Source organism: Prevotella sp. oral taxon 376, assembly GCF_003043945.1.
Taxonomy (GTDB): domain Bacteria; phylum Bacteroidota; class Bacteroidia; order Bacteroidales; family Bacteroidaceae; genus Prevotella.
This window is the reverse complement of sequence record NZ_PYXG01000001.1, coordinates 753,936-776,981: the sequence shown is the minus strand read 5'-3', so window position 1 is coordinate 776,981 and position 23,046 is coordinate 753,936. Positions and strand designations below refer to the sequence as shown.

Below are 23,046 nucleotides of genomic sequence, written 5' to 3'. Positions count from 1 at the left end.
CGGAAGGCCGTATCCTGCGCGACAATATCGGCGATTTTGTCCCACGATTTCGCCGATATTGAACGACGATTTCGCCGATATTGTCGTGTGGGAGGCGGCTTCTTGCTTTTCGACCGGCAATCCTTGCCCATTCCAAATATTTTGATTACTTTTGTCGGAAACTATTAATCTTTCTGACATGAAGAATCTTATCATCTTATTGACCACATTATTTGTGGCTTGTGAGGCACAGGCCCAGGAAGCGAAAAAGGAAATCAAGGAGAACATGTTGCGCTCTGCAGGTTGTTATCTGGCCTATCCTGGCCCCGAGCAGCAGGTCTACTCCCCCACCCCGGAAGGCTATGCGCCCTTCTATATCAGCCACTACGGCCGGCACGGCTCACGCTGGCTGATTGGCAAGCAGGCCTATACCGGTGCCCTCGCCACGCTTGAGAAAGCCGACAAGGCCGGTAAGCTGACTGCCAAGGGCAAGGAGACGCTCGCCAAGGTAGCCCTCGTTACGAAGGCTGCCAACGGCCGTGACGGCGAGCTGAGCCTGCTCGGAGCACAGCAGCACCAGCAGATTGCCACGCGCATGTATCGCAATTTCCCGGAGGTATTTGAGGGAAAGACCTCCATCAAAGCCAACAGCACCATCGTCATCCGTTGCATCCTGAGCATGGAGAACGCCCTTCAGGCACTCCTGAAGCTGAATCCCGAACTACAGATCAGCCACGACGCGAGCTATGCCGACATGTATTACATGAACATGAAAGACAAGAAGCTCGACTCGCTTTCCAAGAGCAGGGGGGCCGAAAAGGCCTACAAGGCGTTCTGCAAGAGACACGACCGGCATGAGCACACCATGGAACTGCTCTTCAACGACAAGGCCTACTGGCAGAAGGAGCTGGATGCAACGAAACTTTCGAACCGGCTCTTTGCCATTGCTTCCAACATGCAGAGTCTGGAGCTGCGCAAGGACATAGATCTCTTCGACCTCTTCGACGAGGACGAAATCTATCATCACTGGCTGCAGGATAATGCGGAATGGTATCTCTATGGCGGTCCAAACAAGCTGACGGACGGCAAGCGCCCCTACAAGCAGCGTAACCTCCTGCGGAGAATCATCGAGGAAGCTGACTCTTGCCTGGCCTTCGACCACCCGGGAGCGACGCTCCGATACGGACACGACAGTATGGTCTATCCGCTTACCTGCCTCTTGGGCGTCAATGGACTGGACACGCCGGTCGACAATCTGGAGGCCCTCGAGAACTCGGGATTCCGCGACTACAAGATCGTACCGATGGCCGCAAACCTGCAGTTCATCTTCTATCGCAACAAGGCCGACCGCAACGACATCCTCGTGAAGGTGCTTGAAAATGAGAACGAGGTAACACTCCCCTTCCCCACCGACTGTGCCCCTTATTATCATTGGCAGGATTTCAGGGACTATTACCTGAAAAAGCTTGCGGCCTATCAGGAATAAAATCATACGGGGCATTTGGTGTTTCCATCGGAATTCAGTATCTTTGTAGCTCTAAAAGATTGGTTTGATGGCAAAAGAAGACAAGGGAATGACTCCTATGATGAAGCAGTTCTTCAGCTTCAAGAACAAGCATCCTGAAGCTTTGCTGCTCTTCCGTTGCGGGGATTTCTATGAGACCTATTGTGAAGATGCGGTAGAAGCCTCCAAGATACTCGGCATCACGCTCACGAGAAGGAACAATGGAGCCGCCTCGGGAACCGAGATGGCGGGATTCCCCCATCATGCCCTCGACACCTATCTGCCCAAGCTTATCCGGGCGGGAAAGCGTGTGGCCATCTGCGACCAGCTTGAAGACCCGAAGAAAAAGCGTGAGATGATCAAAGGGAAGAAGGGTCTCACGGAGATAGACAAGATGGTGAAGCGGGGCATCACGGAACTCGTTACGCCCGGTGTGGCCATGAGCGACAATGTGCTCAATTATAAGGAAAACAACTTCCTGGCAGCCGTACACTTCGGAAAAGGGGGCTGCGGCGTGTCATTCCTTGACATTTCGACGGGCGAATTCCTCACGGGAGAGGGCACTTACGATTATGTAGGGAAGCTGTTGGGTAACTTTGGACCTAAGGAGGTGCTCTATGACCGTGCCAGAAAAGCGGAGTTCGAGAAGTTTTTCGGTACCCGTTATTGTGTCTTTGAGCTCGACGACTGGGTATTTACGGAGCAGACAGCCCGCCAAAAGCTGCTCAAGCACTTCGCCACGAAGAACCTGAAGGGCTTCGGCGTGGAGCATCTGAGAAGTGGAATTATCGCTTCGGGTGCCATCATGCAGTATCTGGAGATTACTCAGCACACCAATATCAACCACATTACCACGCTCTCCCGTATTGAGGAAGAGCATTATGTGCGTCTTGACAACTTTACCATACGCTCACTGGAGCTGATCTCCCCCATGCAGGAAGAAGGTGCTTCGCTGCTCAATGTCATAGACCGGACCACAACGCCGATGGGTGGACGCCTGCTGAAACGCTGGATTGTGTTTCCTTTAAAGGACGAGAAGCCCATCAACCAGCGGCTGGATGTGGTGGAATACTTCTTTAAGGAGCCGGAATTCCGCCAGCTCATCGATGGCCAGCTACACCGTATCGGCGATCTGGAGCGCATCATCTCTAAGGTGGCCGTCGGCAGGGTGTCGCCCCGGGAGGTGGTTCAGCTCAAGAATGCCTTGGCTGCCATTGAGCCGATCAAGAGCTCCTGTCTGTCCGCAAAGAATGAAACGCTGAAGCAGATAGGGGAGCAGATGAACCTTTGTAAGTCGCTGAAGGAGTGTATAGAGAAGGAAATCCAGCCCGATCCGCCGCAGTTGGTGAACAAGGGAGATGTGATTGCCGACGGCTACAGTAAGGAGCTGGACGATCTGCGGCGTATTTCGCGCAACGGAAAAGACTATTTGCTTGAGATCCAGGAGCGCGAAATCGAGACCACGGGCATATCAAGCCTGAAGGTGGGATACAATAATGTCTTCGGTTATTACCTCGAAGTGCGCAACACTTTCAAGGATAAAGTGCCGCAGGAGTGGGTTCGCAAGCAGACTTTGGCACAGGCCGAGCGCTACATTACGCAAGAGTTGAAGGAATATGAAGAGAAGATTCTGGGTGCCGACGAGAAAATTCTGGCACTCGAGGCGCAGCTCTTCGGCGAGCTCATCGTGGCCATGCAGGAGTTTATTCCTCTCATTCAGGTCAACGCAAACCTGATTGCGCGTCTCGATTGCCTGCTTTCCTTTGCGAAGACGGCCGAGGAAAATGGTTATGTACGACCGGTGGTAGAAGGAGACGACGAGGTCATCGACATCAGGCAGGGGCGCCACCCGGTCATTGAAACGCAGCTCCCGATAGGGGAGAGGTATGTTCCCAACGATATCCATCTCGACGCGGAGAAGCAGCAGATCATGATGATTACCGGTCCGAACATGGCCGGAAAAAGCGCGCTGCTACGCCAGACGGCACTCATCGTACTGCTTGCCCAGATAGGATGCTTTGTGCCCGCAGAGAGCTCGAGAATCGGTTTGGTGGACAAGATATTCACGCGTGTAGGGGCGTCAGATAACATTTCACTTGGCGAGTCTACTTTCATGGTCGAAATGACGGAAGCTTCTAACATACTGAACAATGTTACCCCGAAATCGTTGGTTCTCTTCGATGAGTTGGGCAGGGGAACTTCCACCTACGACGGAATCAGTATTGCTTGGGCCATCGTTGAGTATCTGCATGAGCAACCGAAAGCTCGGGCGCGCACGCTCTTTGCCACTCACTACCATGAGCTGAACGAAATGGAGAAGAATTTCTCACGCATCAAGAACTATAATGTAAGTGTGAAGGAGGTAGACGGCAAGGTCATCTTCCTCCGCAAGCTGGAGCGCGGCGGCTCGGAGCATTCTTTCGGGATTCATGTAGCCGATATTGCGGGTATGCCGAAGAGCATCGTGAAGCGTGCGAATGTGATTCTGAAGCAGCTTGAGGCCGATAATGCGAGCGTGGGAAGCGCCGGTAAGCCGAACATCAAGCATCTCGAGGAGAGCCGGGAGGGCATGCAACTGAGCTTTTTCCAGCTTGACGATCCTGTCTTGAGCCAGATTCGCGACGAGATATTGAGCCTTGATGTCAACAATCTGACACCTGTTGAGGCGCTCAACAAGTTGAATGACATTAAGAAAATACTGAAGGGTAAATAGGCAGGGATTTCATTTAGGGGAATGTCCCATAGCCAGGAGTCCCTTCAGCATTTGTTTTGATTTAGCCTCGAGGTTTTGCCCCGAGTTTCTGCATCCATTTTCCACCCACGAGGCAGGCCACGCCAATGACAATCAGCGGTAGGCTCAAGATCTGCCCCATGTCCATGGGCAGTCCGGCCTCAAAGGCCACCTGGATCTCCTTTGTGTATTCGATGAAGAACCGGAAGGTGAAGATGAGGGTCAGGCAGAGCCCGAAATAGAAGCCTGTTCCCACGCTTTTCGGCCCTTTCTTCTTATAGATGAAGAGGATGAGGAGAAAAAAGCAGAGGTAGGCGATCGACTCATAGAGTTGTCCGGGGTGGCGCGGATGCTGGTCTACATGCTCGAATATGAATGCCCAAGGCACCTCGGTAACCTTGCCGATAATCTCGGAATTCATCAGATTGCCTAACCGGATGAAGGCGGCAGTTATGCCCGAGCAGATGCCCATGTTGTCGAGAACCACCCAGCCCGACACCTTTGTCGACCGGCAATACATCCATATGGCCACGAGCATGCCGATGACGCCGCCATGGCTGGCCAGTCCCTCGTAGCCAGTGAGTTTCCAGCTGCCGTCGGGCATGTGGTGGAAGGGGATGAGCATTTCGATGAAATGGTCCCAGGAACCGAGGAAATAAGCAGGATCATAGAAGATGCAATGCCCCAGTCTTGCCCCTATGAGCACTCCGAAAAATATGTAGAAGAAGAGCGGTTCGAACTTTTCTTCAGGGATGTTCTGTTGCTTGTAGAGCCTGTGCATGAGTACCGCGCCGAGCAAGAGGCCGATAATCCAGCAGGTGGCATACCACCTGAGGGTGATGAATCCGAGGTGTCCGATGACGGGATCCGGGTTCCAAAGGATGAAAGATAATGTATTGTGCATATTTATGTGATTGATGATGAGGGAATATAAAATAAGGTTTAACGGTTCTCTTGGTGATAGCCCTCATTTTGAATGACCGAGGCGTGCAGGGCGGAGAGCTGCCGTGAGCTGTGTGTAAGTTTGTTTTCTATGTAGTTAAATTCCTCTTCTGTTATATAAGATGGCTCCATTGGCAGTTCCAATTCACACGAAACTCCTGTCAGGGAGCCAGATGCAATTTCCAGAAAATGGGCTTTTTCGCGTGCGGAAAGCCTTCCGAATCCTTCTGTAATATTGATGGGAATTGAGGTTATGGCCCTTCGTACTTGGGAACAAAGCCCGAATTTCTCATCAAGGGGAAATTTCTTGAGAAGCAAATAGACTTCCTTTACCAAGTTTTTGGAGTCTTGATAAACCTCTGGTTTACGAAAATATCGAGCATCCATAGCGTCATATATAGCTATCAGTCTCTATCCCTTAATCCCTAATCCTTCATCCAATGTAGTTAAACATTAAACCTGAAGTGCATGATGTCGCCGTCTTCCACCACATAGTCCTTGCCTTCCACATGGAGCTTTCCGGCCTCGCGCACGGCGGTCTCGGACCCATATTGCAGGTAATCGGCATACTTGATGACTTCGGCGCGGATGAATCCTTTCTCGAAATCGGTGTGGATGACGCCGGCGCACTGCGGTGCCTTCCAGCCCTTGTGGCAGGTCCAGGCTTTCACTTCCATCTCTCCGGCAGTGATGAAAGTCTGCAGGTTAAGCAGGTGGTAGGCCTTCTTGATGAGGCGGTTGACGCCGCTTTCCTCCAGTTCGAGTTCGTCAAGAAACATCTTCTTGTCCTCATAGGTCTCCAGCGAGGCGATGTCTTCCTCGGTCTTGGCGGCTATCACCATGGCCTCAGCTCCCTCTTCGGCGGCTATCTGCTCGATTCTGCGGCTATACTCATTACCTGTCCGGGCACTCGCCTCATCCACATTGCAGACATAGAGCACGGGTTTTGTGGTCAGCAGGAACAGGTCGTGGGCAGCCTGTTGTTCCTCCTTGCTCTCAAATTCCACGCTTCGGGCGTTTCGCCCTTGTTCCAGCGCCCCCTTGAAAGCTTCCAGAACGCCGACCGCGACCTTAGCTTCCTTGTTGCCGGCGGCGGCCATTTTCTGCTGCTTGGCCAGCTGTCCCTCAATGGTCTCGAGGTCTTTCAGCTGCAGCTCGGTATCTATGATTTCCTTGTCTGACAAGGGGTTGACGGCTGCACCGCCTTCACGCACCACATTGTCGTCGTCGAAACAGCGGATGACATGGATGATGGCGTCGCACTCGCGGATGTTCCCGAGAAACTTGTTGCCCAGTCCCTCGCCTTTGGAAGCTCCCTTCACGAGCCCCGCGATGTCGACGATCTCGCAGGTGGCGGGCACGATACGGCCCGGGTGCACTATCTCGGCGAGCTTCGTCAGGCGGTCGTCGGGCACGGTGATGACGCCCAGATTAGGCTCTATCGTGCAGAATGGAAAGTTGGCTGCCTGTGCCTTGGCACTCGAAAGACAGTTGAAAAGTGTGGATTTCCCCACATTCGGGAGTCCTACGATACCACATTTTAATGCCATTTGGAATCTGAATTTTGTATATACGGTTGCAAAGATAGTGAAATATTTTGAGAAACAGGGTGCCTGAAAATGATAAAATGCCCCAAGGGAGCATTTTGTTTCAAAGTAATTTATTAATTTTGTACTCTCTAATCAAGAATCCTTCATCCTAAGGGAAACGATTATGGTAAGAAATAGAAAAACCGATATTTACAAGGTTTCTATAGCGGGGAGTGGCGTGAATGTGCTGCTCATGTTGCTGAAGTTTGCCGCCGGATTCTTCGGCAAGTCGTCGGCGATGATAGCCGATGCCGTGCATTCTCTGGCCGACTGCCTGAGCGATCTCATCGTCATCTTGTTTGTCAAGCTTGGAAGCCGTCCCAAAGACAGGAACCACGACTATGGATATGGTAAATACGAGACGCTGGCCACAGGAATCATAGGCTTGATTCTTCTTGGAGTGGGTATCGCCATCTGCTACGAAGCCATGGAGAAAGTGCTCGCCGCCATAGCAGGTCGTTCTCTCGGACAGCCCCGTCTGATAGCCCTCATCGTAGCGATCATGAGTGTGCTGATGAAGGAGTGGGTATTCCGCTTTATGCACAGGGTGGGGGAAGAGTGGAATTCCGACGCCGTGATAGCCAACGCGTGGCACCACCGCAGCGACGCCTTGTCGTCCATTTGCACCACGCTCGGCATTGCGGGGGCCATTCTCTTAGGACCGAGATGGGCCGTTCTCGATCCGATAGCGGCCATTATCATGGGGCTCATCGTCATTCGCATGGCTTACAAGCTTGTCAGTCAGGCCGTGGGAGAGCTGACGGAGCACGCGATACCGGAGGCGCAGAAAGAGATCGTGAGAAGGGTAGTGGAGGACGAGGAGCAGGTGGCACGCATGCTGCAACTGCAGACTCGCAAGGTGGGCAACGACATCGTGATAGACCTGCGCATAGCCATGCCGTCCGGACTGACGCTTGCCGAGACCTATGTGCACATGCAGCGTATCGAGCAAAGGTTGAAGGCAGAGCTCGGTGAGCATGCGCAAGTGAAGATTCAGGTGGACCCCGCCTGACGCGCGAGTCCGTCGGCAGCACCCCTGTCAATGGCTCCCTGTATTCCTCCATGCATCCTTTGGCACGCCTTTTAGCGGTCTCCCGTGGAGTAAAACAGCCTGTTTTAGTCAGTGAAACAGCCTATTTTAGTCACTGAAACAGCCTATTTTAGTCACTAAAACAGCCTGTTTTACTTTTCTCCCGATCTCCTTTAGTTTTCCTTCAGGCTTGCTTCCTTGAGTATGGATCTTACCCATGACTTCTTGAAATAAGATGTTGCGGCCTTTGCGTGGGCGAGGTATTCGCGCAGCAAGGCCGTTCCGCCCGCCTGGTTTAGTGCCAAGAGCGAGAGCCCCTTGATGGCCTTGCAGTCGTCAATAAGTTGCCAGGCGTAGTCTGCGCCGCTGCCATATTGGCCGTAGGCGAGGTTCCGGAAGTCCCAGTAGAGTATCGTGTCGCTGTGTCGGATGGCCTCCTGCCAGCGGCCGTTCTCGTAGAGCGCGAGGGCCAACCAGAATGAGGTATAGGGGTCGTCGCTCCATTCCTCGTAGGCCTTGCGTGCCCACAGCAGCATTTCCTCCGGCTCTTCGAGGAAGTAGCAACTCTCGACGACCTTGATCATGGGGTAGAATTCCTTAGGGTAGAGCTTGCATATCTTCAGGGCGTAGCGCTTGAGGGCTTTCCAGTCGGCCTTTTCCTCCAGCCGGGCAAAGTGATTCAAGATGCGGTGTCCCTGCTCGGCCATGTAAAGGCCGTCGGTGTATTTGAGGGGGTCTGACGGCTCGTCGGGGTCTTGTTGCTCGTCGGTCTTGACGATGTTCACATACATGTTTTCATTGTTCACCCGGTATTGGCAGACCCAAGAGTTGGTCATCTCCATGAAGGGCGCGGGTTTCCACAGTTCGGAGTCTATGTCCTCGTGCAGCTGTCGGAGGGCTTTCTTGCCCACGCCTTCCATCTCTCGGGTGTCGAAAAGTTGGTGCAGGGCCTCGCGGATGCTGTTCGCGGAAATCTGATAGGTTCGGTTTCCGTAAATGAAATTTACGATCAGGGTGTAGAGCTTCATGTCTTTAGGGTTTTATAGGGGTGTTTCCAATTTCTTTTTCAGGGGGTATGGAATCAGACGGTCGCCTCCCTTTCTACTGATGGGAGGGGGCAGGAGAGGGGGCATGCTTAGTGTGCCTCCAGCCAGTTGGTGCCCCATCCGGCCTCTGCCACCAACGGCACGCGCAGCTTGCAGGCGTTCTGCATCTCCTCGAGCACGATGCGTTCCACCTGTTCCTGCTCCTCGGGATAGACCGAGAAGTTGAGTTCGTCGTGCACCTGAAGTATCATCTTCGAGCGGATGCCTTCTTTTTGAAAACGCTGGTGGATGCGGATCATGGCCACCTTGATGATGTCGGCCTCGGAGCCTTGTATCGGCGCGTTGATGGCGTTGCGCTCGGCAAATCCGCGTACGGTGGCGTTTTGTGAGTTGATGTCGGGCAGATAGCGTCGCCGTCCGAAGATGGTTTCGGCATAGCCCTTTTCCCTCGCCGTCTCCTTAGCCTGTTCCATGTAGTCCTGCACCTTGGGGAAGGTCTTGAAGTAGTCGGCTATGAGCTGGCGGGCTTCTCCGTTCGGAATCTCCATGCGCTGGGCGAGGCCATAGGTGGTGATGCCGTATATGATGCCGAAATTGGCCTGCTTGGCCTTCTTGCGCTGGCTGTCGGAGACGCTTGCCATGTCCTCGTGCCAGATTTTGGCCGCCGTCGCGCGGTGGATGTCGAAGCCTGAACGGAAGGCCTCCATCATGTTTTCGTCTTCGGAGAGATGTGCCATGATGCGTAGTTCAATCTGGGAATAATCTGCCGAAAAGAATTTACACCCTTCTTCGGGTATGAAGCAGCGTCGGATTTCCTTGCCGTCTTCGGTGCGAACAGGTATATTCTGCAAGTTGGGATCCGACGAGCTCAGGCGTCCGGTGGCGGTGAGTGCCTGATTGAAACTGGTGTGTATGTGTCCGGTTCGTGGGTTGATGAGCTTCGGGAGGGCATCTACATAAGTGCTCAAGAGCTTCTTCATGCCCCTGTAATTCAGTATTTGCTCTACGATGGGTGCCTTCGACTTGAGCTGTTGGAGCACTTCTTCTGAGGTAACATATTGTCCCGTCTTGGTCTTCTTCGGCTTCTCCACGATCTTCATCTTGTCGAAAAGGATGTCGCCCACTTGCTTGGGGCTGGAGATGTTGAACCTCTCGCCTGCCTCCTGATATATGTCTTCTTCGTAGCGATTCATTCGCTCTGTGAAAATTCTTGAAGTTTCCTTCAGCGAATCGGTGTCTATTCTTACGCCGTTCATCTCCATCTCGGCCAGTACGGGCACCAACGGCATCTCTATCTTCCAGAACAGATCTTCGGCTCCTACCTCTTTCAGCTGAGGCTCGAGCACATTCTTCAGCTTCAGGGTGATATCGGCGTCCTCGCAGGCATAGTCGCAGATTTCGGTCGGCGGCAGGTCGCGCATGTTCTTCTGGTTCTTACCCTTGGGCCCGATAAGTTCTTCGATGTGTACCGTCTGATAGTTGAGAAGGGTTTCGGCCATATAGTCCATGTTGTGATGGAGTTCCGGCTGGAGCACATAATGTGCCAGCATGGTGTCGAACATCTTGCCACGGAGGCGCACACCGTAGTTCATCAGCACCTCATAATCGTACTTGATGTTTTGCCCGATCTTGAGGATTGTCTCATCTTCATAGATGTTTTTGAATATATTTACAATTCTTTGCGCTTCTTCACGATTGCTCGGAATTGGGACATAGAAAGCCTTGTTTTCCTCAACGGAGAAGCTCAAACCAACCAATTCGGCGTCGACGGGATTGGTAGAGGTCGTTTCCGTGTCTAAACTTAATATTTTTTTTGTCCTGAAAAAATCACAGATTTCGAGCATAAACGCCTCATTTTCAATCAAATGATATTCCGTTTTAATGGATTTAAGGCTGTTTTTTTGCCCGTTTTCAGGTTTGGCTGACCCCTCGGGCGTGATTTTCGCAAATAAATCGAGTTGTAAATTATCGGTTTTTGACTTATTTTCTGTTTTATTAAGAATCTTGTTTTTCAGGCTCTTGAACTCCAGTTCGGTGAAGATGGAGTCGAGTTTCTCCTCGTCGGGTGCTACGAGTTCCAGTTCTTTGAGATTCAGACTGACGGGTACATCGGTGCGGATGGTGGCCAGGAAATAAGACATCTTGATGTCGTCGACGGCTGCCTCCACTTTTTCACGCATCTTTCCCTTCAACCGGTCGGTATGGTTGAGAAGACCGTCTACGCTTCCGAACTCGTTGATGAGTTTCACCGCAGTCTTCTCGCCGATCCCGGGACACCCCGGGAAATTATCCGCCGAGTCGCCCATGAGCGCCAGCAGGTCGATGACTTGTGCGGGTGAGTTGATGCCATACTTATCGCTGATTTCGGCTTTGCCGATTTTATCGTAGCCGCCGCCATGCCTTGGGCGGAACATATAGACATTCTCGGTCACGAGCTGGCCATAGTCCTTATCGGGCGTGAGCATGTAAGTCTCCACGCCTTGTTTGCCAGCCTGGGTGGCGAGGGTGCCGATTACATCGTCAGCCTCGAATCCGTCGACCTGTAAGATGGGGATATGGTAGGCCTCGAGGATATCCTTGATGATGGGAACACTGGCCTTGATATCCTCCGGCGTTTCCTCCCGTTGTGCCTTATAGGCGGGGAAAACATCATTGCGGAAAGTTTTTCCGTGGTCGAATGCCACTCCTATGTAAGTGGGCTTCTCCTTGTTTATCACCTCATTGAGCGTGTTCAGGAATCCCATCACGGCCGATGTGTTCTTCCCCTTGGAGTTGATGCGGGGGTTTTTGATGAAGGCGTAATACGACCGATATATCAATGCGTAGGCATCCAAAAGAAAAAGTTTCTCCATAATAATAAGTATTTCTCGTGTAAAATTACAATTTTTTCGCCACATTTTTCGATAAAATCACTAAATTTGTATCAAAATTCAGTGCCAGATGGATTATTTACCACTCATCAAACAACCGATCTCTTCAGAATTAACCGATTTCATCGAGCTTTTCAACCACTCTCTCGACCATGGCGACGGAATGCTTGCCCAGGCGCTTGACCATATCCGCGAGCGGGGTGGAAAGCGCATGCGCCCTATGCTGATCCTGCTGATGGCGAAGAATTTCGGTGAGGTTACCGAGGTTACCCAGTATGCGGCAGTAGGTCTGGAGCTGCTTCATACGGCCAGTCTGGTGCATGATGATGTGGTGGACGAAAGTGAGGAACGCCGCGGCCAGGCCTCGGTGAACGCCGTATATGACAACAAAGTGAGCGTTCTGGTAGGCGATTACATCCTCTCAACGGCACTGCTGTATGTGTCTTACACCCATAGGGAGCGTATCGTACGCTACCTTGCCCAACTGGGCAGGACGCTTTCGGACGGTGAAATCCTGCAGCTCTCTAATATTCAAAACCAGGAGATATCAGAAGAGGTGTATTACAACATTATCAAGGGAAAGACCGCCGCGCTCTTCGAGGCTTGCTCCGCCATTGGCGCAGAGGCGTCGGGAGCGTCGGGAGCAGATGTGGAACAGGCTAAGAAATTCGGTCAGAACCTGGGAATTATCTTTCAGATTCGCGACGATATCTTCGACTATTACGACTCTAAGGAAATCGGAAAGCCCACGGGAAACGATATGGCGGAAGGCAAACTGACCCTGCCTGTCATCTATGCTCTTAACTCTACGGGCAACAAGGAGATGTTCCGCCTTGCTCAAAAGGTGAAGAGCAGGGAGATAAAGAGCGATGAAATCGCCCGTTTGGTGGCTTTCACCAAGGAAAACGGGGGCATAGAATATGCCGATAAACGCATGTGGGATTTCCACGGAGAGTGCCGGCAGTTTCTTGACACGAAGGTTACCGACCCCGCCATCAAGCGTGCCCTTGAGGCCTATCTGGATTTTGTGATTGAGCGGAATAACTGATATCGGGCAGGGGAATGCTGTAGCATAAACTCTACAAAAGTACAAAACAGCATTTGAAAAGTGGCTGACAAAGTTACGACTTCGGCGATTTTGTCCGACAAAATCGCCGAAATTGTCTCACGAAATCGCCGAAATCGTCGGACAAAATCGCCGAGATTGTCGGGATAAAGATAACAAGAAGTGGGAGCAACGGATGTGTTGTCCCCTCTTCTTGTCTGTTCTTACAACTTAGAAAAACTTGATTTCTTTGCCCAGAATCTCGCTCATGAGCATGTTGGTGAGGCGTGATGTGCCCAGACGGAACAGTCTGTTGGTGAGCCATTTTTCGCCCAATACCTCCTGAACGATGGTATAATAGGTTACGGCGTCTTTCACCGTGTTGATGCCGCCGGCAGGTTTCAGCCCGATTACTATGCCTGTGCGGTCATAGTATTCCTTGATGGCCTGGCACATGACATATACAGCTTCCGGGGTGGCGCTTACCTTTTCTTTGCCCGTGGATGTCTTTACATAGTCTGCACCCGAATACATAGAGAGAATGGCGGCCTTCTTGATGTTGGCGCAAGAGCCCAGATCGCCGGTCTCGAGGATTACTTTCATGGAGTGGTCGCCACACACCTGCTCCAGTTCTGCTATGTCGTCGGCAATGCCTTCATAGTCTTCGGAGAAGAACTTGCCTACGGGGAGGACGATGTCTATTTCCGTTGCCCCGTCTCTCAAGGCAAGGGCGGTCTCTGCCACCTTTACCTCCATGAAGGTCTGCGACGAGGGAAAACTGCCGCTGACATTGGTGATTTCAACTCCGTCGACTTCCAGACTCTGGCTGACGAGCTTGGTGAAGTTAGGATAGCAGACCACGGCCGCCACATGGGGGAGCTCCGCGAACTCGTGTGCATACTTGTTCACTTTCTCTACCATGCCGAGAATCTTTTCCTCGGTATCGGTCGTATTCAGCGAGGTAAGCTCCACGCTGCCCAGGAGGAACTTCTTCACTTCAGGAGTCTCATTGGCAGAAACTTTCTCGTTGATGATTTTCTGTACTGTGGCCTTTACCTCTTCGTCGCTGACATTGAAGTCGTAGAGCTTGAGCGCCTGTTCTACTTTGCTGGATTCCAGTGGTTTGTTCTGTTTCTGTTTCTCGATGTCGTTGAGAATGGTGTCTTTAATGTTGCTCATTTCTACTTGTGTTTTATTGCTCTTAATTATGCTTTCAGTTTGGGATTCTCTAAATGGCGGTGCGCGTCACGGCAGGTTTTCTTCTCAAAGCTCTTGTTGAGTTCTTCCGTAAGATCTACTCCTGTCTGGTTGGCTAAGCACACCAGTACCCACAAGATATCTGCCATCTCTTCTCCGAGATTGGACTTCTCGCCCTTCTTGAAGCTCTGGTCTCCATACCTGCGGGCTATCACGCGCGCCAGTTCGCCCACTTCTTCGGTGAGGCAGGCCATGTTGGTGAGTTCCGAAAAATATCTTACGCCATAGGTCTTCACCCACTTGTCTACGGCATCCTGTGCCTCTTTGATCGTCATGTTTTTTCCTGTTTGAAGGATTAGGCATTCATTGCTCATCTTCTGTTCCTTATTCTTTCTGATGGGTATCCATGCAAATTGTTACCGGGCCGTCGTTTAGGAGCTCTACCTGCATGTATGCACCGAACTCACCCCGGCCGACTTCCTTTCCCAAAACGGTGCTCAATTTGCTGCAAAAATATTCGTAAAGGGGGATTGAATGCTTGTGGGAGGCCGCGCGAAGCCATGAGGGACGATTCCCTTTCCTGTAGCTTGCGAAGAGCGTGAACTGGCTTATAACGAGAACTTCACCATTCGTGTCTATGACAGAATGGTTCATTACGCCGTTCGAGTCGTCAAAGATACGGAGACCGGCAACCTTTCTGGCAAGCCAGTCTGCATCCTCTGGTGTGTCGGAGTCCTCTATTCCTATGAGTATCAAAAGGCCTCCCTTGATGCTCGACTTGATCTTTTCATCAATGGATACGGAGGCGTGTTTGACTCTTTGGATAACAACTCTCATATTGCAAAGATATTGATTATTTCTAATAAATCCAAATTTAGCTTTTAAAAAAGCGAAATTCCGATGTTCTGTCGGTTATGACGGGTAGAATAGTCTGTTTATCAGGATTTTTCAATTGGCAGTTTGTCGGGATGGAAATGCTCGTAGACAATTTTTCCTTTTACGACCCCTAATACTTCCGTAAGCGTTTGATAATCAGATAGTTTTATTCTTTTTACGCTCTTTAGCCTCCTCATTAGTAGAGCTTGGGTTTTCGGGCCTATCCCCTTAATATCGTCCAATTCGCTATGCAGGGCATGCTTCGACCGCTTATCCCGATGATATTCAATGGCATAGTTGTGTACATCGTCCTGAATGCGGGTGAGGACATGGAAGAGTTCAGAGTCTGTTTTCAGGCCTATTACCTGTGGAGGCGATCCGTAAAGCAACTCATTGGTGCGGTGGCGGTCGTCCTTTGCGAGGCCTGCTATGGGTATTTCCAACTGAAGTTCGCCTTCTACGACCTCTCTGACGACCTCCATCTGTCCCTTTCCGCCATCGGTAATGATGAGGTCGGGAAGGCTTGTTCCTTCCTCGATCATCCTTGAATACCTGCGGCGTACGACTTCCTGCATGGAGGCGTAATCGTCCGGACCCTTAACGGTCTTGATGATATATCTGCGGTAATCTTTCCTTGAGGGTTTCATTCCTTTGTAGACAACACATCCTGCTACGGCGTCTGTGCCGCCGATATTTGAATTGTCGAAGCACTCGATATGATAAGGTAGCTTGGGAAGCTTTAGCTTTTCCTTGAGTTCTTTCATTAACCGTGTTTGCTTCTGCTCAGGATTGAGCTTCTCGGCTTGCTTCAGACGATCGAATTTATACTGCTTGGCGTTCATTTGGGAGAGTTCGAGAAGGTGTTTCTTATCGCCTCTTTCCGGCACGAAAAACTCTGCGTCCTTAAGGTTCCAGTTCATATCAAAGGGGACAATTACTTCCTTACAGGTGCTCTCGAAACGATTTCTGATTTCGGGGATTGCCAGCATCAGGAGCTCCTCGTCGCTCTCTTTGAGCTTGCGCTTGTATTCGTAGGTGAAGCTTTGATTGATAGCCCCATTTCTGACATGCATGTAGTTGATGAAAGCATTCTTCTCTAAATCATCGTCTTCAATGCAGAATACATCTACATCTTTAATGGTATAGCTTACCACTTCGCTCTTAGCAACGAAGTTTTCGAGCATGATATGGCGTTGTTTCAGTATTTCAGCCTCCTCAAATTTCAAATCCTCCGCCTTCTCCATCATCTTTTTGGTGAGGTATTTCAGCATGTCGCGGGTGTTGCCTTTCAATACTTCACGGGCCTGTCGGATGTTTTCCTGATAATCATCATAGCTCTGCCGACCGATGCAGGGACCCAGACAATTGCCGATGTGATATTCTAAACAAGGTTTGAAGTTGCCTCCTTTAATGCCCTCTGGCGTCAAGGGAAGTCTGCAAGTCCTGGGTTTGAAAACCTTTCTGATGATTTCCAAGATATTGTACATACTCGAAATCTTACTGTAGGGACCATAAAAGGTTCCGTGTTTTTTATTGATCGTACGAGTCTGGAATATCCTTGGGTATAACTCTTTGGTAATGCAAATGGAAGGATAGGTTTTCCCATCTTTCAATAAAACATTGTATCGAGGATTGTATTGTTTGATCATGCTATTCTCCATGAGCAATGCATCCTCTTCTGTATTTGCGTAGCTATAGCTTATATCCCAGATTTTCGATACAAGGATCTTTGTCTTGTATCGGTCAACCTCTTTGTGAAAATAGGAAGAAACGCGGCGCTTCAAGTTCTTAGCCTTCCCTACATAGATGATCGTACCTTCTTTGTCATGGAACTTATAGCAGCCAGGAGTCTCAGGCATAGCAAGTACTTTGTTCTTGCAATGCTCTAAACGCTGCTCGTTTTCTTCTCTTGTCATCTTCGTAAATCCCTCTATTTAAAGATCTTTTAGTTTGGAATGTTTCATGTGAAACTATCAAGAGCGTGCTTTGGGGAAGTCTCGGCCGTTCGTGTTAATGGCAAAGCATGTCGTGTCGGATGTTTCCCAGTTCTTCCTTTTTCTCTTTCTTGTGTTTAGAATTGTAACAGGGAGGTTATCTCTACATCCTTATCAAATGTATTTCTTGCTTCTGGGAATTCCGAATCTAACTCTATTAAGAAGTTTGCGTAGATCTTTTTGGGATGGAATTTCTTTACGAGATCACACGCCGCTTTCATGGTTCCCCCTGTTGCGAGCAAATCATCATGAAGCAAAATTACATCGTTTTCATCGATGGCATCTTTGTGTATCTCAATCGTGTCGATGCCGTATTCTTTTGCATAGCTTTCTTGTACGGTTTCACACGGTAACTTGCCGGGTTTTCTGCAAAGAACGACACCTGCGCCCAGTCGAATCGCAAGTGCAGAAGACATTACGAATCCGCGGCTCTCAATACCAACAATTTTCGTGATGCCTTTGTCTTTGTAGAGCTCATACATTTCGTCGCAGATTTCTTTTAGGCATTCGGGGCTTTTGAACATTGTGGTAACATCCCTGAAATTTACTCCCTTAATAGGCCAATCCTTTATGCTGCGTAGGTTGTCTAACAAAATCTTTTTGTTCATGTTCTATATGTTTTTATATTGCACTTTCTGCTGTGTTTCACATGAAACATTATCTTCCTAATAGTATTAGAAGAACATTGATATCGCTGGGGGACACGCCTGGAATGCGGCTTGCTTGAGCAAGAGTCTCCGGGTCAATCCTCTGAAGCTTCTGGCGTCCTTCCGTCGAGATTTCATGAAGATCATTATAATGGAATCTGCCCTTGATCTTTATATTCTCAAGGCGATGCATCTTGCTGGCAATAATCTTTTCGCGTTCAATGTATCCTTTATATTTGATTCTTATTTCTACGGCTTCGGCAACTTCATCGTTGCGGTTGGGGAAACTCTCTATTAGGCTTTTTAAGTCAGGGAAGATGGACTTTAATGCGTTAATAGAGAGCTGAGGTCTCCCAATTAAATCTGATAGTTTGCAGCCCATTCTTATAGGTGTAGTCCCCAGAGCCTGAAGTGCGGCATTGATTTCCGTTGGCTTTACCGATGTGTTCTCGCAGTAATATAGTAATCTGTTAATGGCTTCTTTCTTTTGTATCCACCAGTCGTAGCGGTCGCGTTTGACAATGCCTAATTCATAGGCCTTTTCGGTAAGCCGTGCGTCTGCGTCGTCTTGACGGAGTAAAATTCGGTATTCTGCCCTTGATGTAAACATTCGGTAAGGTTCATCTACTCCCTTTGTCGTAAGGTCATCAATGAGAACACCTATGTAACTTTGGTCTCTTCGCATGATAAAAGGGGTACCTCCTGCACAGTGGATGGCCGCATTGACGCCTGCTACCAGTCCTTGTCCGCCCGCTTCTTCGTAACCCGTAGTTCCATTTACTTGGCCAGCAAGGAACAAACCTTTTAGAATTTTAGATTCCAATGATTGCTTGAGCAGGGTTGGATCGAAATAATCATATTCGATGGCGTAGCCTGGTCGGTATATTTTTGCATCTCTGAGTGCGGGAATTTTGTGGATGGCGGCCAGCTGGATATCCATGGGCATGCTGGAAGAAAAACCGTTCAGGTACATTTCATTGGTGTCTTCGCCTTCGGGCTCTAAGAACAAAGGATGTTGATCTTTGTCTGGAAATGTAACAAGTTTAGTCTCTATGGATGGACAATATCTTGGTCCTGTGCTTTGGATCTGTCCGTTGAAGAGTGGGGAGTCCGCAAGCCCGCTTCGTAATGTTTCGTGAACTTCAGCGTTTGTATAGCATGTCCAGCAAGGCAATTGTTTCAGGCTTCGGTGCTTTCCTATATAGCTGAACTGATGGAAGTCGTTTTCTCCCGGTTGCTCTTCCATGTCCTCAAAGTGCACAGAGCGTTTGTCAATGCGCACAGGAGTACCTGTTTTCATCCTGTAAGAATGAATCCCCCAGCGAGAAATACTTTCGCTGAAGTGTAAGACAGTGGGTTCTGCGCATCGTCCGCCGGAATATTGATGTCGGCCAACATGCATCAGTCCGTTGAGGAATGTTCCTGCTGTAACAACAACGCTTTTTGCATGGAACTCAGCTCCCCATATCGTTCTTACACCTACGGCCTCTCCATTTTCAACAAGCAGCTCCTCTGCCTGGTCTTGCCAGATGTCAAGGTTTGAGGTGGCGTCGAGCACTTGTCGCCATTTCCAAATGAATTTTTCACGGTCGCATTGTGCGCGAGGAGACCAAACCGCCGGACCCTTTCCGCGGTTTAGCATGCGGAATTGGATGGCCGTAGCGTCGGCCACCAATCCCATTTGTCCTCCTAATGCATCGATTTCCCTTACAATCTGACCTTTTGCTATGCCGCCTACTGCGGGGTTGCAACTCATTTGCCCTATCTTGTTCATGTCCATTGTGATGAGACAGGTCTTAGCCCCCATGTTTGCTGAGGCTGTTGCTGCTTCACAGCCGGCATGGCCGCCACCAATCACTATGACATCATATTTGAGATTCATCCTAAGCTGTATTTTATGCAAAAGTAAGAAATAAAAATTGATTTTTGTGCTTTTTGCTTTGATTTATCATTAAAATATAGTATTTTTGCACCACAGGATTCCCCATGTATATACCTAAGAATGGGGATGCTGGCCTATGAATCGGGTTTGCGAGACTATGATTTTGTAAGATAAAATAGAAATTAATTCTAACAATTAAATAATTAAAAATCAATCATTTATGTGGTTATTAAATTCACCTATTGGTAGGAAAGTGGTAATGTCAGTAACTGGCATCTGCCTCATTCTCTTCCTGACATTCCACTGTTGCATGAATGTTGTGGCATTTTTTTCGGGAGATGCTTACAATGTGATTTGCAAGTTTTTGGGTTCAAACTGGTATGCAGTGGCAGGCACGCTCGGTCTTGCTTTCTTGGCCGTGTGCCACATTGTGTATGCATTCATTTTGACAGCCCAGAACCGCCGTGCCCGTGGTAATTCCCGTTATGCGGTTACGGCTACTTATGAGAAAGTGAGTTGGGCCTCACAGAACATGCTGGTGCTTGGGCTGATTATTCTGATTGGTCTCATTTTGCACCTCTACAATTTCTGGGGGCATATGATGTTTGCGGAGCTTGCGGAAATCCAGGTCGCACACGACCCGTCTGATGGTTTTGCCTGGATTCAGGACACATTCTCCAATCCGGTATTCTCAATCCTCTATCTTCTTTGGATTGTAGCTATTTGGTTTCATCTCTCACATGGATTCTGGAGTGCCATACAGACATTGGGTGTCAACGGAAAGGTCTGGTTCAAGCGTTGGCAGGTTATCGGAATTGCCTATGTATCACTTCTGATGGGTGTTTTTGCAATCCTCGTGCTCGCATTTTGGCTGGGCTTGGCACCAAGTATGTGCTGTGCTTAATTCGTAATTCAATTCATCATTTACAATTCAGAACATTATGTCAAAAATAGATTCTAAGATTCCTGAAGGGCCGGTGGCCGAGAAATGGACAAACTATAAAGCTCACCAGCGTTTGGTGAACCCGAAGAACAAGCTGAAGCTCGATGTCATCGTCGTGGGTACAGGCCTTGCAGGTGCGAGTGCTGCTTCCACGCTTGGCGAGATGGGTTTCAATGTCCTTAACTTCTGCATTCAGGATTCTCCCCGTCGTGCTCACTCTATTGCGGCGCAGGGTGGTATCAATGCAGCCAAGAACTACCAGAACGACGGCGACTCCGTATATCGTTTGTTCTATGATACGGTGAAGGGCGGCGACTATCGTGCTCGTGAGGCTAATGTATATCGCCTTGCCGAGGTAAGTAATAATATCATCGACCAGTGTGTTGCCCAGGGCGTTCCTTTCGCTCGCGAGTATGGCGGAATGCTGGCCAACCGCTCTTTCGGCGGCGCGCAGGTTTCCCGCACATTCTATGCCAAGGGGCAGACGGGCCAGCAGCTGCTGCTCGGAGCTTATTCTTCGTTGATGTGCCAGGTGAATGCCGGCAAGGTGAAGCTCTATACCCGCTATGAGATGGAAGATGTTGTCATTGTTGAAGGCCGCGCTCGCGGCATCATAGCCAAGAATCTCGTTACCGGAGAGCTTGAGCGTTTCTCTGCCAACGCGGTGGTTCTCGCTACCGGTGGTTATGGCAACGCCTATTTCCTTTCCACCAATGCCATGGGTTGTAACTGTACGGCCGCAATCCAGGCTTATCGCAAAGGTGCCTACTTCGCGAATCCCTGCTATGTGCAGATTCATCCAACCTGCATCCCCGTCCACGGCGACAAGCAGTCTAAGTTGACTTTGATGTCAGAGTCGCTTCGTAATGATGGTCGTATCTGGGTTCCTAAGAAGCTTGAGGACGCTAAGAAACTCCAAGCAGGAACACTTCAGGGATGGGAGATTCCCGAGGAAGACCGCGACTATTATTTGGAGCGTCGCTATCCAGCCTTCGGAAACCTTGTTCCCCGTGATGTTGCTTCTCGTGCCGCCAAGGAGCGCTGCGACAAAGGTTTTGGTGTAAACAACACCGGTCTTGCCGTGTTCCTCGACTTCTCCGAGTCTATCAATCGCCTCGGTCTTGACGAGATTATGCAGCGTTATGGCAACCTCTTCGAGATGTATGAGGAGATTACGGATGTGTTCCCGGGTGATCTTGCCAATGAGATTAACGGCGTGAAGTATTATAAGCCCATGATGATTTTCCCGGCCATTCACTATACGATGGGTGGCATTTGGGTTGACTACGAGCTGATGACTTCCATCACCGGTCTCTTCGCCATCGGTGAATGCAATTTCTCAGATCATGGCGCCAACCGCCTGGGAGCTTCTGCGCTCATGCAGGGCCTGGCCGATGGCTATTTCGTGTTGCCCTATACCATTCAGAATTATCTGGCCGACCAGGCTGTCTGGCCGAAGATTCCTACCGATGCTCCCGAGTTTGAGGAAGCAGAGAAAGCCGTACAGGCAGAAATCGATCGCTTGATGGGCATTCAGGGCAAGCGCTCTGTAGACTCTATCCACAAGGAGCTTGGCCATATCATGTGGGAGCGTGTGGGCATGGGGCGTACTAAGGAAGGCCTTGAGGAAGGCCTGAGGCTCATTGCCAAGTTGCGCAAGGAATTCGATGCCAATCTCTTCGTGCCGGGCAAGAAGGAAGGGCTGAATGTAGAGCTCGACAAGGCTATCCATCTGCGCGATTTCTTGCTGATGGGCGAATTGGTCGCTTACGATGCCCTCTCTCGCAACGAGAGCTGCGGCGGACACTTCCGCGAGGAGCACCAGACTCCCGAGGGCGAGGCTGCCCGTGATGATGAGAACTACTTCTATGTAGGCTGCTGGAAGTATCAGGGCGATGATGTTACCGCTCCCGAGCTCATCAAGGAGCCTCTCGAGTATGAGGCAATCAAGGTACAAACACGAAATTATAAGAATTAACGACTATGGCAAAGAATATTAGTTTCACAATCAAATATTGGCGTCAGAACGGGCCGAAGGACAAAGGCCACTTTGATACACACGAGATGAAGGATATTCCAGACGACACATCCTTCCTCGAGATGCTCGATATCCTCAACGAGGAACTCATCGCGGCAGGCGAAGAACCTTTCGTTTTCGATCACGATTGTCGTGAGGGCATCTGCGGTATGTGCTCTCTCTACATCAACGGTACCCCACATGGCAAGACCGAGCGAGGGGCCACGACCTGTCAGCTCTATATGCGCCGCTTCAGCGACGGCGACACCATTACCGTGGAGCCTTGGCGTTCGGCCGCGTTCCCTGTCATCAAGGACTGCATGGTTGACCGCTCGGCATTCGACAAGATTATCGCCGCCGGTGGTTACAACACCATTCGCACGGGGCAGTCGCAGGATGCCAATGCCATTCTCATTCCTAAGGAGAACGCCGACGAGGCTATGGACTGCGCCACCTGTATCGGTTGCGGAGCTTGTGTGGCAGCGTGCAAGAATGGCTCGGCCATGCTCTTCCTGAGCTCTAAGGTGAGTCAGCTTGCCTTGCTTCCGCAGGGTCGCCCGGAGGCGGCCAAGCGTGCCAAGGCCATGATTGACAAGATGGAGGAGCTGGGATTTGGTAACTGTACCAACACCCGTGCCTGTGAGGCTGTATGCCCCAAGAGCGAGTCCATCGCCAATATTGCCCGCCTGAATCGCGAGTATCTGAAGGCGAAGCTCGCCGATTGATGCCTGTTTTTCGGCATCAGCGTGATATC

The 23,046-nt window shown here is 50.2% G+C and carries 18 protein-coding genes; 7 read left to right on the top strand and 11 right to left on the bottom strand.

Features of this window, described 5'->3' with window-relative positions:
• Positions 1–178: 178 nt before the first annotated feature.
• Positions 179–1,465, top strand: coding sequence for a histidine-type phosphatase (locus tag C7120_RS03410; RefSeq protein WP_107620358.1), 1,287 nt, complete (start codon positions 179–181; stop codon positions 1,463–1,465).
• A gap of 67 nt (positions 1,466–1,532) precedes the next feature.
• Positions 1,533–4,196, top strand: a complete 2,664-nt coding sequence (mutS, locus tag C7120_RS03405) for a DNA mismatch repair protein MutS (RefSeq protein ID WP_107620357.1) — start codon at positions 1,533–1,535, stop codon at positions 4,194–4,196.
• 61 nt (positions 4,197–4,257) lie between these two features.
• Here the strand turns inward: mutS and lgt are convergent, their stop codons facing one another.
• The 3 genes from lgt to ychF are packed head-to-tail and all read right to left on the bottom strand — an operon-like array spanning position 4,258 to position 6,706.
• Entirely contained in the window at positions 4,258–5,118 is an 861-nt protein-coding gene (gene lgt / locus C7120_RS03400; RefSeq protein ID WP_107620356.1) for a prolipoprotein diacylglyceryl transferase, read from the bottom strand.
• A 38-nt stretch (positions 5,119–5,156) separates the two neighbouring features.
• Positions 5,157–5,543: a four helix bundle protein gene (locus tag C7120_RS03395; protein ID WP_107620355.1), complete on the bottom strand. Its 387-nt coding sequence runs from the start codon at positions 5,541–5,543 to the stop codon at positions 5,157–5,159.
• Positions 5,544–5,602: 59 nt separating this feature from the next.
• Positions 5,603–6,706 carry a redox-regulated ATPase YchF gene (gene ychF / locus C7120_RS03390; RefSeq protein ID WP_107620354.1) on the bottom strand — a complete coding sequence of 368 codons (1,104 nt, stop codon included), beginning with the start codon at positions 6,704–6,706 and terminating at the stop codon, positions 5,603–5,605.
• Positions 6,707–6,869: 163 nt separating this feature from the next.
• On the opposite strand from ychF, the gene C7120_RS03385 reads away from it, so the two are divergent.
• On the top strand, positions 6,870–7,757 hold the full coding sequence (locus C7120_RS03385; protein WP_107620353.1) for a cation diffusion facilitator family transporter: 888 nt from the start codon (positions 6,870–6,872) through the stop codon (positions 7,755–7,757).
• A gap of 191 nt (positions 7,758–7,948) precedes the next feature.
• Here the strand turns inward: C7120_RS03385 and C7120_RS03380 are convergent, their stop codons facing one another.
• Together C7120_RS03380 and polA are read right to left on the bottom strand one after the other, a co-directional pair.
• Positions 7,949–8,803, bottom strand: a complete 855-nt coding sequence (locus tag C7120_RS03380; protein ID WP_107620352.1) for a hypothetical protein — start codon at positions 8,801–8,803, stop codon at positions 7,949–7,951.
• 107 nt (positions 8,804–8,910) lie between these two features.
• Positions 8,911–11,673 (bottom strand): DNA polymerase I, encoded by a 2,763-nt coding sequence (polA, locus tag C7120_RS03375; protein ID WP_107620351.1) that lies wholly within the window; start codon positions 11,671–11,673, stop codon positions 8,911–8,913.
• A gap of 88 nt (positions 11,674–11,761) precedes the next feature.
• On the opposite strand from polA, the gene C7120_RS03370 reads away from it, so the two are divergent.
• Complete coding sequence (locus C7120_RS03370; protein ID WP_107620350.1) at positions 11,762–12,739, top strand: polyprenyl synthetase family protein; 978 nt, start codon at positions 11,762–11,764, stop codon at positions 12,737–12,739.
• A 228-nt stretch (positions 12,740–12,967) separates the two neighbouring features.
• Here the strand turns inward: C7120_RS03370 and deoC are convergent, their stop codons facing one another.
• From deoC to mnmG, 6 genes are all read right to left on the bottom strand, one after another.
• On the bottom strand, positions 12,968–13,915 hold the full coding sequence (deoC, locus tag C7120_RS03365) for a deoxyribose-phosphate aldolase (RefSeq protein ID WP_107620349.1): 948 nt from the start codon (positions 13,913–13,915) through the stop codon (positions 12,968–12,970).
• 26 nt (positions 13,916–13,941) lie between these two features.
• The gene (locus tag C7120_RS03360; protein ID WP_107621364.1) at positions 13,942–14,268 is read right to left on the bottom strand and encodes a nucleotide pyrophosphohydrolase; all 327 of its coding nucleotides are present in this window, start codon (positions 14,266–14,268) and stop codon (positions 13,942–13,944) included.
• A gap of 49 nt (positions 14,269–14,317) precedes the next feature.
• The gene (dtd, locus tag C7120_RS03355) at positions 14,318–14,770 is read right to left on the bottom strand and encodes a D-aminoacyl-tRNA deacylase (protein ID WP_107620348.1); all 453 of its coding nucleotides are present in this window, start codon (positions 14,768–14,770) and stop codon (positions 14,318–14,320) included.
• Between the two features lie 101 nt (positions 14,771–14,871).
• Positions 14,872–16,725: an excinuclease ABC subunit UvrC gene (uvrC, locus tag C7120_RS03350; RefSeq protein ID WP_107620347.1), complete on the bottom strand. Its 1,854-nt coding sequence runs from the start codon at positions 16,723–16,725 to the stop codon at positions 14,872–14,874.
• A 155-nt stretch (positions 16,726–16,880) separates the two neighbouring features.
• Positions 16,881–17,411: an adenine phosphoribosyltransferase gene (locus C7120_RS03345; RefSeq protein ID WP_107620346.1), complete on the bottom strand. Its 531-nt coding sequence runs from the start codon at positions 17,409–17,411 to the stop codon at positions 16,881–16,883.
• A gap of 49 nt (positions 17,412–17,460) precedes the next feature.
• Positions 17,461–19,332, bottom strand: coding sequence for a tRNA uridine-5-carboxymethylaminomethyl(34) synthesis enzyme MnmG (gene mnmG / locus C7120_RS03340; RefSeq protein WP_107620345.1), 1,872 nt, complete (start codon positions 19,330–19,332; stop codon positions 17,461–17,463).
• Between the two features lie 220 nt (positions 19,333–19,552).
• On the opposite strand from mnmG, the gene C7120_RS03335 reads away from it, so the two are divergent.
• From C7120_RS03335 to C7120_RS03325, 3 genes are read left to right on the top strand one after another with little or no spacing between them, the layout of a single operon-like run.
• Positions 19,553–20,236, top strand: coding sequence for a succinate dehydrogenase cytochrome b subunit (locus tag C7120_RS03335; protein ID WP_107620344.1), 684 nt, complete (start codon positions 19,553–19,555; stop codon positions 20,234–20,236).
• A 37-nt stretch (positions 20,237–20,273) separates the two neighbouring features.
• The gene (locus C7120_RS03330) at positions 20,274–22,253 is read left to right on the top strand and encodes a fumarate reductase/succinate dehydrogenase flavoprotein subunit (RefSeq protein WP_107620343.1); all 1,980 of its coding nucleotides are present in this window, start codon (positions 20,274–20,276) and stop codon (positions 22,251–22,253) included.
• 5 nt (positions 22,254–22,258) lie between these two features.
• Positions 22,259–23,017, top strand: a complete 759-nt coding sequence (locus tag C7120_RS03325; RefSeq protein WP_107620342.1) for a succinate dehydrogenase/fumarate reductase iron-sulfur subunit — start codon at positions 22,259–22,261, stop codon at positions 23,015–23,017.
• Positions 23,018–23,046: the final 29 nt, after the last annotated feature.